General features: G+C 36.4%; 8 protein-coding genes. All 8 read right to left on the bottom strand.

Features of this window, described 5'->3' with window-relative positions; genetic code table 11:
• Positions 1–80: 80 nt before the first annotated feature.
• Entirely contained in the window at positions 81–809 is a 729-nt protein-coding gene (locus ACTYBU_RS05415) for a YesL family protein (RefSeq protein ID WP_445487784.1), read from the bottom strand.
• A 33-nt stretch (positions 810–842) separates the two neighbouring features.
• On the bottom strand, positions 843–1721 hold the full coding sequence (locus ACTYBU_RS05410; protein WP_445487783.1) for a carbohydrate ABC transporter permease: 879 nt from the start codon (positions 1719–1721) through the stop codon (positions 843–845).
• Positions 1722–1738: 17 nt separating this feature from the next.
• Complete coding sequence (locus tag ACTYBU_RS05405; RefSeq protein WP_445487782.1) at positions 1739–2638, bottom strand: ABC transporter permease; 900 nt, start codon at positions 2636–2638, stop codon at positions 1739–1741.
• 130 nt (positions 2639–2768) lie between these two features.
• Positions 2769–4421: an ABC transporter substrate-binding protein gene (locus ACTYBU_RS05400; protein WP_445487780.1), complete on the bottom strand. Its 1653-nt coding sequence runs from the start codon at positions 4419–4421 to the stop codon at positions 2769–2771.
• Positions 4422–5084: 663 nt separating this feature from the next.
• Positions 5085–5342 carry an HPr family phosphocarrier protein gene (locus tag ACTYBU_RS05395; protein WP_445487779.1) on the bottom strand — a complete coding sequence of 86 codons (258 nt, stop codon included), beginning with the start codon at positions 5340–5342 and terminating at the stop codon, positions 5085–5087.
• Between the two features lie 125 nt (positions 5343–5467).
• Positions 5468–9778 carry a glycoside hydrolase family 66 protein gene (locus ACTYBU_RS05390; protein ID WP_445487777.1) on the bottom strand — a complete coding sequence of 1437 codons (4311 nt, stop codon included), beginning with the start codon at positions 9776–9778 and terminating at the stop codon, positions 5468–5470.
• Between the two features lie 85 nt (positions 9779–9863).
• Positions 9864–10874 (bottom strand): LacI family DNA-binding transcriptional regulator, encoded by a 1011-nt coding sequence (locus ACTYBU_RS05385; protein ID WP_445487775.1) that lies wholly within the window; start codon positions 10872–10874, stop codon positions 9864–9866.
• A 165-nt stretch (positions 10875–11039) separates the two neighbouring features.
• The gene (locus tag ACTYBU_RS05380) at positions 11040–12377 is read right to left on the bottom strand and encodes a UDP-glucose dehydrogenase family protein (RefSeq protein ID WP_445488137.1); all 1338 of its coding nucleotides are present in this window, start codon (positions 12375–12377) and stop codon (positions 11040–11042) included.
• Positions 12378–12821: the final 444 nt, after the last annotated feature.

Genomic DNA, 12821 nt, shown 5'->3' with positions numbered 1-12821 from the left:
CCTTTCATTCTCCTTTAACTTTGCCGTAGGAAATGAGTGTTCTTTAAGATACTAAGAATATTAAATAATTGCAGCCTTTCTTAATCTAGTTGCTGGTACGTATTGATCTGATTGGAATGAAGATTTTGTACTAATTTCCTTTTTTTCATTTCAGCGCCCATACTCTTTTGATAAAAATGGGTCACAATTATAGCTGTCAACCCTGGCAAAATAAAAATCAGCAAAGGCGGAAACACCCTCCACATAATATACGCTGCAGCCACGGCATCTAAAATCATAAGAATAGCATTCAAAGGATGCATGAGTAATAAAAACATGGTGTTGGTAAGGTATGCCTTCAAAGGCAATTCCTGATCAACGAGAAAACAGTAGACGTACAAAAAGAAGAAGGGTGTAACAATGACCAGTACGTAAAAAACTATCGCCAATATAGAGGAAATTCCTGCATAATATCTTAATGCTAGATAAAAAACAACCAATATTGAGGCATTCAGACAGCCAAATCCCATACTTTTTTTATACTCTCTTTTATAATAATGCAAAAACATTTTAAATAATGGAAACCCATCGTCACCCTTTAAAAATCTTCTTGTTATTCCCATGACAGATGCAGTTGCCGGCGCAGCCACAAACGGAAATAAGATGATACCGATTAATACAATTGTGTGGACGGCATCTATCTCTCGCGCTGCCAGAAGATTTACACTTAAAAAAACATATGGAACATTAAATAACCACCAAATTCCCGACAGCTTTAGAATCATATAGAGCCACTTCATCAAATGATTACTCCAACCCAGCCAGTTCATTTGGCACCTCCCACTTTACATTGAACTTCTTCTCTATTCTTTAACAGACCCGATGACTAATCCGCTCGTAAAATACTTTTGCAAAAATGGATAAATGATCAATACAGGAATAGTAGAAACCACAATCTTAGCTGCATTCAATGTTTGATTGGATATCGAAGCGACAGCCTTTAATTGTGACACATCCGTAATCTTAGTCACGTCAATGTTTAATTGTTGAATATACGTTTGCAGCGGGTAATTTGCCGCTTTGTTTATATAAAGCAAACCACTGAAATAATCATTCCAATGTCCTACAATAGCAAAAAGGGAAATGGTTGCCAATGCAGGCAAAGAAATCGGCAAATAAACTTTAAACAAAACTTTTAACTTTGACGCACCATCCATGATAGCGGCTTCTTCCAATGAATCTGGAATACTTTTAAAAAAGTTCATTAATAAAATAACATTAAAAATTGGCACTGCTCCTGGTAAAACAAGGGACCAAATGGTATCAATCAACCCTAAACTCTTTACTACTAAAAACATGGGAATCATTCCACCAGAAAAGAGCATTGCAAATATCAAAAGATTCATATAGATATTGCGTGCACCGAATTGCCGCTTATTTTTAGACAATGGATAAGCCATCAGAATGGTTAATATCATATTTAAAGCTGTCCCTAAAACTACTCTTTCCACCGAAATCATAAAGGAACGCCAAAACTGTGCATCACTTAGCAACACCTGATAAGCACCTATATTAAAATTAACGGGCAGCAATCCGACCTCATTTGCTTGAGCCGCAACTCTGTCACTAAAAGAGATAGACACCATATTAAGCAGCGGCAGCACACATAAGGCCGTCATCAGTAAGATTACAGCCCAGATACATACATCTGAAAACCGACTTCCAAACGTTTTTGATCTCATTGATTATTTCGCTCCTTTTAAAAAATACGCATGTTTGCAAGTTTTTTAGATAATTGATTTGCTGATAATATTAATATACAGCTTACCACTGATTTCAATAAGCCAATTGCCGTTGCAAAACTATACTGTTGTCCCAACAGACCTACTCGATAAACATAAGTATCAATAACATCCCCTGTTTCATACACAATAGGATTATATAAAGCAAAGATTTGGTCAAAGCCAGCATTCAAAATGTTTCCTAAATTAAGTGCTGAAATCAGCATAATAGTTGGTAAAATCCCAGGCAATGTGACGTGCAGCAATTGTTTAAAGCGATTAGCACCGTCTATGGAAGATGCTTCATAAAGACCTGGATCAATCCCTGTTAAGGCTGCTAAATATACAATCGCGCCATACCCGAAGCCTTTCCATACGTCTGTTGATATAATAATACTTCTAAACCACTCATTACTCCCTAGGAACAAAATTGGATCCATCCCAAGTCCTTGTAAAAAATTATTTACTGGTCCATGGTAGTCAAATATATTAATAAATACTGCTGCTAAAACTGCCCAAGATAAGAAGTTAGGCAAATATACAATCGTCTGAATCGATTTTTTAGCCCATTTCAATCTAATTTCGTTTAACAATAAAGCAAAGATAATCGGCACCAACGTACCAAAGATAATCTTGCCAACAGCAATTACGACTGTATTCCTTAATATTTTCATACTATCCGGGATTTGCAGCATATATTTAAAGTTTTCCAGCCCGACCCATTCGGACCCTAAAATACCTTTAGCAGGTATATAGTCTTGAAATGCCATGATAATCCCAAACATCGGGATAAAACTGAAAATAATCAAAAAAATAATGCCCGGCGCCATCATTAGATGATACTCCAGCTGGCCACCGCGTTTTTTCTTTTTTTTCATTTTTGATTTCATCTTCAGAGGATACTCCAACTGCTCTACATGTTTTTTCTCTATTTCCATTTCACAAGCTACCCTCTTTCTCTTTTTTTATTAAATGGGTACAAATATTCATTTGTACCCATCTGTGGTTTTATTTTTCTTTAATCGTTTCAGTTACTTCTTTGGTGATATCGCTGCCACCTGTTTTCTTCCATGTATCAACAAACTTATTGAAATAATTCAAGTCTTTTTCACCTGTCACAATTTTCAAGAAGGCTTCATCTTCCAGTTTTGTTAAATTCGCCCATTTCAACTTCATACTTTTTGTTTGTCCAAAGAAAACAGGATTTACTTCATTAATTTTTGTCTCAGCCATTAATTTACCAGCTACCATTCTAGACTTATATGCACTCCATTGGTTAGCATCTGCTTTTGCTGGATCTTTTAAATAACCTGTAATTTTTTCATAAGATGATTGGTCATCAAGTGATAATGTAGCAGGATCTTTTTTCCCCTCAACAGCAGAATTAATATTTTGATACATTTGCGCGGTTGCATCATTAAAGTTAACCATAATATTTATAGGTGCCCCGCGATCGCCGCCTTCTTTTATAAAGTCAACAACTGGCTGGTAATTACGATCTTCGCGGCGTAGTTTATCATCTAATGCGCTTAAGACTTTAGGTAGTACTTCTGGATGCTGAAAGCCTTTTTTCACAACGTAAAATTCAGAAGCAGGATTTTGTGTATAAGCAGTAATAGTACCACTGCCATCTTTAGAGATAATGTATGGTTCCCAATCAGCTTTTGCATTTTTCTGTTTTGCAGAATTTAATGGATAGTCAGGTGTCCACCATGGACCAAAGTACGCACCAGTTTGACCGCCTATAATCAAATCTTCAATACTTTTTCTTACAGCAAACTGCGGATCTATTAAACCATCTTTATACCATTCTGCTAATTTGCCTAATCCTTGTTTTGTTTCCTCTGTAATAGATCCATAAACAACCTTGCCATCTTGTTCAATCCACTGGCGTGGGAAAGAATTATAAGTGGAAAGGATATTATCCGCTACGAACAATGATCCATACAGACCACCAATACTAGGAGAAAGAGCCAGCCCAACCGTATTGCCTTTTCCATTGCCGCCCGGATCTTTTTGGACAAATGCTTCTAAGACTTTTTCCATATCCTCAACCGTCTTAGGCGCATCTAAACCAAGCTTATCCATCCAATCTTTTCGCAGCCAAAGCATGGTAGGAATATTGGCATTAGCAGTTGATGGAAGCGCCATTAATTTACCGTCAAATGTCGCTGCATCCAATGCACGTCCGTCATAGGAATTGTACATATCTTTTATATAATCGGAAGCACTGGATTTATAAACATCTGATAAATCAGCAATCATATCATTGTCGACTAATTGCCGTAATGTTGTTGCATCAACCGACATAATGTCTGGTAAATCACCGGAGGCTACTGCCATCGAAACTTTTTGATTATAAGCATCCCCGTCTTGTGCTTCAAACTTATTTTCACTTTGGATATTAAGCGTTTCCTTTAAATACCGTGTATAAGCATCGTCTTCGTATGTTTGCCCCTTAGGTAATTTTGCAATACCTGGTGTTGCTTTTCCGACGGTATAAGTAACGGTTTCTTTATATTTGCCGAAAGGTGTTAATTCTTCTTTCGTTGCAATCGTTTTCGTTTTTGTATCTTCTGAAGAGTTGGAGAGCATGGAACATCCTGCCAAAACACTAAATGACATCAGTGATGCAGCAGCAATCGAGAAAATTTTCTTCATGAATGTTTCCCCCTGTGTATTCATTTTGTACTAGTTCTATTTAATTCATCAAAACATCGCTTCACAGAAAATGCCCTTACAGTTATTAATTAAGTGGATGAAAGCCAACAGATGTCTTAGTCTAAAAAACAATGCCATTATATCGTTACATCTATTTTATTGATCACCAGTTTAATTTCACTGATCACACTCCTTGATTTTATGTACTTGCCGCTTCGGTAAACGTTTACGTTTTATCCAAAAACATAAACGTTTACTTATTCAATTCTACATTAAAGTAAACGTTTACGTAATGAATATATCATGTGATTCACTATCAGTCAATATCTTTTGGCAAACGTTTACATTTTCTTTTCATTCCCTGTAAAACAGAAAATTCATGTCTATAAAAATGAAACTATTATTTTAATCTTAAAATCACTATTAAACTAACCAGAAGGAATTTACCCCACACTTAACGAGCAGTAAGACCAACACCTCGAGGATGCCGAGAAATCGAGGAAGCTAGGTGGGGGATAACTGCCTGTAAAGGTCCGAGGGTGGTACACAAACTAATGTCGCCACTTCCTTATGTCTTCGTTTGTGTGATCCACATCCTGTGGACCTCAAGCTTTCCATCAGTGTGGGGATGAAGAACCCCCCACTGATGGAAGGTTCACTTTATCAGCCCTTGCTGGAAAGGAATTTTTCCAAAGTCGCAATAGCCTCCACTTCATCCATTCCATCTGCAAGAAGCATGATTTCTTCTTTTTGTCTAATGGCCAGCGACATCACTCCCATAATACTTTTGGCAGCTACCCTTCTTCCATTTTTCATAATGCCTATTTCACTGCTAAAAACTGAAGCTTTTTGCACAAATTCTGTAGCATTGCGGGATTGAATTCCATGTTCAAGAAAAACAATTATTTGTTTTTCTATCATTTCAGCACTTCCTTTCCTTTAATAAGATTCATTAGAACGCAAACATTCGCCTTTTTACTCCTTCAAGAACAAGTAAAATTTCATTTCTTTTCATCATTATTCCTAATGAATTTTCTGCGCTGCGTTTATTCATTTATTTTTAAAGTTTTTTTGTTTTGAGGACCATCACAGTCGATAACAATCATTTCCCAATATTCGAGACTAGGAAGCGTGATAACTAATTCTGCATTTTCCCATTTATAGGAAAGTTCATTTAATTGTCCCTCATTCCGATCTGGACTTGCCGCATAAACCTTTAAATGAGGCAGTTCTTTTACTGTTTTCCCGATTGGATACCTTACTGTTAAATGATCGTATTTTTTTGGTTCTGACGCTGCATTTCGCCAATTTTTATCATTATTAAGCAAATTGACAAGATGAATAATCTCGTAATCTTCAAATCCTTTATTCTTTTTATTATTCCTTACAATCGACCAGATGGTATTATTTTCTCCTGTCTTGCTTATCTTTACCGGCTGCCCATTATTCTCTATTTTTACTTCTTTTTCTGTTTTTTTACTGTCAAACAGAAGATTTTCGTAGGCAGTAAAGAATTTATAATAGTCCTTCATCGACTCTTTTAATGAATTGGTCATTTTTTTACTGCGATTTGGATAATATTCATGTGCCAGCATATTAGGTCCTTCTTCCAGTTTTTCAGCAGTACCAAGCTCAATATGCGTAGCGCCCATTGCTGCTAATCCTGCATCCATCAGACGAACGGAAGGTTCATCGAAAAATCCAATGGTCATTCTCTTCAATTGAATTGTTCCTTTTTGATCGGATTCTTGCTTTAAGGTTACTTTATGTTTTCCAGCTGCTAAATCTGGCAATACAATATAGCCATCTTCACTATAGGATTCTATATTTCCTGTGCTTTTGAATGCTATGGTAGACGGACTTCCTTGCTCATCTAAAATCGGCTTTCCATCGATGTAAATAGTACGATCCGTCTCTGCTCCCGCATTGGAATAAGTAAAAATAAAACTCGTTTCTCCTTTTTCTGCTAATTGAACATCAAAGGTTACTTCATCTCCTGCGTGGCCAAAATTTTTCAGTGTATCTTTAAATAGGTGCATTGGTGCCAGGGCGTCTGCTGATTCAGCATGATACTTTTTGCTTCCCATTTGCAAGTAATCAAGCTTTACACCATCATCGTCTAAGTTTTCTACTTTAATGGTTACCTTGTTTTTCCCTTCTTTTAATGGAATGTCCTTCATAATCAGATCTTTCCATTCGTTTCTATAGACAAAGTTAACGCTTTCAACTTTCTTGTCATTTACATATACAGCTCGTGTAGCATCGCGTTTTGATTGTGCATCGTTATTATATCTCCAAATCAAATCATAATTTCCTGCTTTTGGAGCATTCATTTCAAAATTTAAGAAGTCGTTTTCCTGTTGGAAATCAGATACATAACCTGTGGTCGTTGTAATCCCATGGTTTGCTGGGGCAAAAGCCGCTTCTTCCACCTGGTATTCTTCATCACCAACAAGCAAACTATCCAGATTCATATATTCCCCATCAGAAGCAAGTTCCAATTCAATTTCATGAGTGCCAGCAGGTATAGTGGCTTTTACTGATTTTTCCACCATTGCACCGTCCCAGCCTCCTGGTGTACTCGAAAATATATTTTCTGAAACAGTTTTTCCATCCACATACTCGTTGTTTTGGGAAACAATTTTTCCGTCTACATAAATATTCACTTTTGGATTGTTGCCAGTTCTATACTTGAATCGGAGTGTAGTTGTCTCTGTTTGATTTTTCACAGTGAAAACGACACGTTGGCCAGCTTTCCCAAAATTATTTGTAAAACCTGGCACCACTGTAACCTCACCTGTTTTTGGCGAAACAGGATTCCATCCTATCTCTGCCTGTTCTGCTTCTTTTACATAATTATTAAGTATAAACTTATCCACTTCTATTCCAGTGCCCTCTGTCTCGTCTTCCATTTTAAATTGAAAATCATTTGCTCCTTCATAAAGGTAGATGACAGTCTTCACTTCTCCCCAGTTATTCCCGTCTGTAGGAGGGAGCGTTGCCACTGCTGCCTTTTTTCCATTTACCAGCAAGCTTCTCTTTGTTTCTTGACCAGAATTCTTATAAATGATAGAGATAGGTACTTGCTTTGACTCTTCTGCATTCATATTAAAGGCGATGAAATCTCCTTGTTGTTTAAAGTTAATCGCCTGATTAGGTATTTTTTCGATCATTGGCTGTTTGGTCGGCTGCCAGCCAATTTTTGCTTTTTCTGCTTCATATCTTGCTTCGCCAACTTTCATATAATTAATATTTGCTCCGTCATCACTTGTTTTTTCCACTTTTAAAACAATTTTGTTCTCTCCTTCATTTAAAGGGACTGCTAGTTCCGAAGTATTTTGAAAGGTTTCCAGACCTCCTGTTGGCTCCATTTTAAGCGAGTCGGCAACAAGTTCATTATTGACATATAAAGAACGAATCACTGCAGTTTTTGCCACCCCATAATTGAACGCAACCGGATGAGAGCCAGTTTTCTCTGCCTTCACCGTAAACTCAATGTAGTCTCCATCTGTATTAAAGTTGTATACCACTCCATACTTATCTACCTTGCAGCTGATTAATTCAGCATCTTCTGCTTCATAGATTTTTTCAAAAGCATCTTTTTTTATTATTAAGCTGTTTACATTTAACCACAAGTTATTGCTGTTTAATTGAAGCTTTATTGCATTCGTTCCCTTCTTTAAATCCAATGTTAAATCTTTGCTTGCAACTGGATTTCCCCATCCAGTTTTCTTATTAAATTCAATACTGTTCTCTACAAGTTGATTATTGACTGATAATTTTCCGATTGGACTGCTTTCATTATCATGTCCATACATAAGGGAAACATTATACGTCCCATCCTCTGGTGCTTCGACTGTCCATATGATTTGATCTTCATCCTGCTTCCCGAAATCTCCAACCCATCCATTAATTTTTTGAAGAGTGGATGCAAGCTGGGTAAGTTTAGGTATGTTTTTCAAATCTGCAGCTTCGTAATGGTCTCCAGTTGCTTGTTTATAGTTCATATATCCAGCAATGACTACTGCTTTTCCTCCATTTTTTTGTCGTGTCTCTTCCACAACTTTTAATAAATCAGTGTAATTATCTTTATCTTGCCATATTTCACTATAATCAAAGTCTGTTTTAGTAGAGGGAGAAGGAACATCCTGATAGCCTTCATTGCCTCCAACCATATTAAAAGTAACAAAATCTTTCTTTTTATTATTTTTTACAAGTGATTCTTTTACTGCATTAATAAGAGAATCGTAGTCTTTAGAAAAAAAGCGTTTTTGTCCGTTGTAATCATACAAATAATCATTATCCGACCAACCCCATTGATCAAGATGCATGCCGTCAAAGCCAAATTCATTGACACTTCGATTAAATTCTTTCGTAATATATTTTTGCCATTCTGGATTGCCCGGGTCTTGAAGATAAAGTGCTGTTGGAGGATTTACCCAATCAAAAAGGAAGCCTTCCTGGTCACGATTTATATCGATATTAGGAAAAATCGTATTCTTTTTAAATAATCCCCATTCTTTTTTCACACCGAATGCTTTATAGTTTTCTCTGGCTGCATAATTCATTTGATAAGCCATGGCAGCAGCATTGTATTTTTGAGCAGCTTCTATTTGTTGTTTGATTGTCTGCGGGTACAGCTTTCTTCCTAACAAATCATGATAAGATGCAGCAGTCGTTATTTTTTCTGAAATAAAGTTTCCCTTTTTATCTAAAATAGGCTTTCCCTTGCTGTCTGTTTTTGAATAAACAGATACATCATGACGCCACATCCAATCATAAAATTGAAAGCTGTTCAAATAATATTCTTGTGTGAGCTGTTTCAATTTCTTATCACTGTCTGCAGCTGATTCTGTAGGAAATTCTGTTGTGTACCCATAGCGGGGAAACCGTGTCCAATCACTCGAAACATCAATAGCTGCAGTTAAAACCTGATCTGAACCTTCCATATATGCTTTTACAGAATAGCCGCGGAAATCATTAGCTGGAGGAGTCCAGCTTATTTCTACACCCTTTAACTTCGTATTAACTCGAATATTCTTCTTACCTTCAGCTACTTTTTCATTTAAATGATAGACTTCAATATGAAGTTTTCCCTTCCAGTTTACGGTGGAATCAAATAATAAAGACATGTTTACTTTTTCACCTGGATTGTATCTTGCTTTGTCTACTAAAAATGCTTGAATTGGTTGAGCTGGAGTGGTCTTATATATTTCTTTTTCATCGTTACTAGATATTTGTTGACTAGCTGCTTGAGCTTTTGATGTTGATGACAAAAGGGGGACGGGCGATATAGTCAAGTTCAAAGCTACTAAACTCAAAAGAGATAATTTCCGTTTGGATTTAAAGTTTTTCATGCTTTTTCTCCTTCATTATTTTATCTTTATTAAAGCTTTTAAAACGTTTTACGTAAACGTTTACGTTCGGTTTAAAAAAAATAATCTAAAGTAGACGATTATTTTTCACTGACTTTCTTACCACTAATTGAAAAGGAATTATTTTAGAAGGAATTGTTTTCTTGCTTTGAATAGATTCTATAACTCGTTCACATCCTTCTTCTCCCATTTCAAAGAACGGCTGCCCAATAGAAGTTAATGGCGGGATGGACATTTCTGCCACTCTCGTATTATCATATCCGATAACAGATAATTTTTCTGGCACTTTCAAGCCATGATCGTTCGCTTCTGAAATGATCCCTAATGCAACGTCATCACTTACACCAAAAACAGCAGATAACTCCACTTTTTCTTCTAGATAGGATTTCATTGCTTCTTTACCGGAATAAAAACTAAAATCCCCATACTTCACTAGTTTTCTATTAAACGCTATCTCATTGTCTTCCAACGCTTTTTTGTACCCTTCAATTCTAGGAATTCCAGCTACTCTGTCATCAGGATTTACACCAGCTATCCCAATTTTTGTGTGCCCATTTTCAATAAGGAACCGTGTTGCAGCATATGCAGCATCAAAATCATTCACCTTAATATAGGGTGCATCCTTACATGGCGTATCCGTCGAAAGCAAAATATAGGGAATTTGAAGGGAATTTACTAACTCTACCTGTGCTTTGTTTAATTCCACTGTCACAATTACTAATCCATCTACCTTTCTTTCTGCCATTACATTGACACAATCATTAAATCTGTCACCGTTAATACCGGAATGGGAAATGATAACACTATACCCATTCGTATGTGCTACACTCTCTATACCATTTACAATTTCTCCATAGAATATAGTTGCAACATTTGGCATGATAACTCCTATTAAATTGCTGGAGTTTTTCACAAGACTTCTAGCCATCTCATTTCTTCTATATCCTAATTTGTTTACTACATCCATTATTTTGTTTTTTGTTTCTTCATTATATCCCCCAGCTCCATTAAGAACTCTTGAAACGGTTGCTGTTGAAACATTTGCTATTCGTGCAATATCTTTTATCGTTACATTCATTTTCTCAATCCTTTTAAGTAAACGTTTACTTTGTTAATATAACATTCGATTTTTTTTAAGTCAACTGCAAAAACAAAATAAAGAAAGCGTTTTCTTATACTTGAAAGAAAAAGCATGATCAGACATTTCCGATCATACCTTTTCATTAATCCATATTAACAGAGATTATATTTCCACCGTTTCTTTTTCCGATACATGATTAACAGCGGGTCTTCCAATCGACCGATAGAAAATGTCTGCTTTTTGGGCTTCGGCTAAACTGTAGCAATTTCTTCCATCATATATATAAGGTGAAGCCATCTTTTCTCTAAAAAGCGAAAGAGGAAAATCCTTAATCTTCTTCCATTCGGTAAAGATAAAACAAATATCTGCATTTTCTATTGCTTCCTCAATCGTTGATTCGTATGTCACTTGAGTCGGAAAAATTTTCTTGAAATTTGCTGCGCCAATAGGATCGTATAGATGAACATTTGCTCCTTCATTTAATAACAGCCGTACATTCGGGATAGAGGGTGCTTCGCGCAGATCATCAGTACCTGCTTTAAAAGTGACGCCCAATACCGCTACTTTTAATCCTGCAAAAGAAGCGAATTCTTTCCGTGCCTTTTTCATTAACTTAAACTTTTGTTTTTCATTTACCTCTATAGCTGCTTTTACTGTGCGCAGCACATAGCCTTCCTCTTCGGACAGCCAGTGCAGTGCTTTTGTATCTTTTGGAAAACAGGAACCGCCATAGCCAATGCCCGCCTGCAGAAATTTATTGCCGATGCGGCTGTCATAGCTCATTCCATTCGTGACATCATCAATATTAGCTCCTACCACTTCACATAAATTAGCGATATCATTTACAAATGAAATTTTTAATGCTAAAAAATCATTCGATGCATATTTCACCATTTCTGCACTGCGGCGATTCATGGAAATTATCGGCTGTTGAAATGGCTCGTACATTTCCATTAACGTCTGCTTTGCCCGATCACTTTCAATCCCTATTACAATCCGTGAAGCATGCATCGTATCGTGAACAGCCGTTCCTTGAGAAAGAAATTCCGGATTAGAAGCAACTTCGATTTTCACATCATTCACCACATTTTTTTGCATAAATGCTTCCATTTTATCATTTGTACCGATGGGAACCGTTGATTTTATTACCACAAGACAATCTTTTTCAACGGATTGGGCAATTTCCCGAGCTACCGTATAAAGAAAGGTCAAATTGGCAGAACCATCTTCATTTTCCGGTGTACCTACTCCAATTATAATAATATCTGCATTTGCGTACGCTTTTTTATAATCGCATGTAAAAAAAAGCTTCTTTGCTTCAGCATTTTTTCTTATTAATCCATCAAGCCTTGGCTCATAAATAGGAGAAATATTTTTATGTAAAAGTTCTATTTTTTCTTGAATAGGATCGACGCACGTAACGATATGACCAACTTCTGCTAAACAAACCCCTGTTACTAAACCTACATATCCGGTTCCTGCAACTGTAATATGCATGATAAAATATCTCCTTTTCCTGTTGGTTAAACTAGCTTATTTCATAATACCAAATGGTAGTTAAACAACTTTGTTTTTTTTGTAAAATCGACGTAAACAAAATGTAAAAACCATTAATAACAAGAATGCGGATATAATCACCGGTAAAAAAGATCTATTTTCCATGGGTATTTAGATTTATTTTCCCTAAAAAAGCATAATAAATCGGTAAAAATTAAGCATTTTTATAGGGAAAGAGGTACAATAAAATCGGATGGAATTTCCAAATCCAAGGCATTCCAACACTCACTCACTGAATGCCTTGGATCTTTTTTTACACGATAAGAAAGTATAAGTTTTCTGAAGTCAGATAGCTGTCTAGCTCCGACTTACAGGATGTACTAGTGCCGATGTTGCAACAGGACGTTGCTTACTTAATCGGCCAGTTCGTACGGCAATGAGCAAAGT

Source organism: Niallia sp. 03133 (assembly GCF_052663225.1).
The sequence above is the reverse complement of the archived record's forward strand: the minus strand, read 5'-3'. Positions and strand labels throughout refer to the sequence as shown.

Coding starts and splice junctions, on each gene's coding strand:
- ACTYBU_RS05400 (WP_445487780.1), bottom strand. CDS start 4,421: ATGAAGAAAATTTTCTCGATTGCTGCTGCATCACTGATGTCATTTAGT.
- ACTYBU_RS05405 (WP_445487782.1), bottom strand. CDS start 2,638: ATGAAAAAAAAGAAAAAACGCGGTGGCCAGCTGGAGTATCATCTAATG.
- ACTYBU_RS05410 (WP_445487783.1), bottom strand. CDS start 1,721: ATGAGATCAAAAACGTTTGGAAGTCGGTTTTCAGATGTATGTATCTGG.
- ACTYBU_RS05385 (WP_445487775.1), bottom strand. CDS start 10,874: ATGAATGTAACGATAAAAGATATTGCACGAATAGCAAATGTTTCAACA.
- ACTYBU_RS05390 (WP_445487777.1), bottom strand. CDS start 9,778: ATGAAAAACTTTAAATCCAAACGGAAATTATCTCTTTTGAGTTTAGTA.
- ACTYBU_RS05415 (WP_445487784.1), bottom strand. CDS start 809: ATGAACTGGCTGGGTTGGAGTAATCATTTGATGAAGTGGCTCTATATG.
- ACTYBU_RS05395 (WP_445487779.1), bottom strand. CDS start 5,342: ATGATAGAAAAACAAATAATTGTTTTTCTTGAACATGGAATTCAATCC.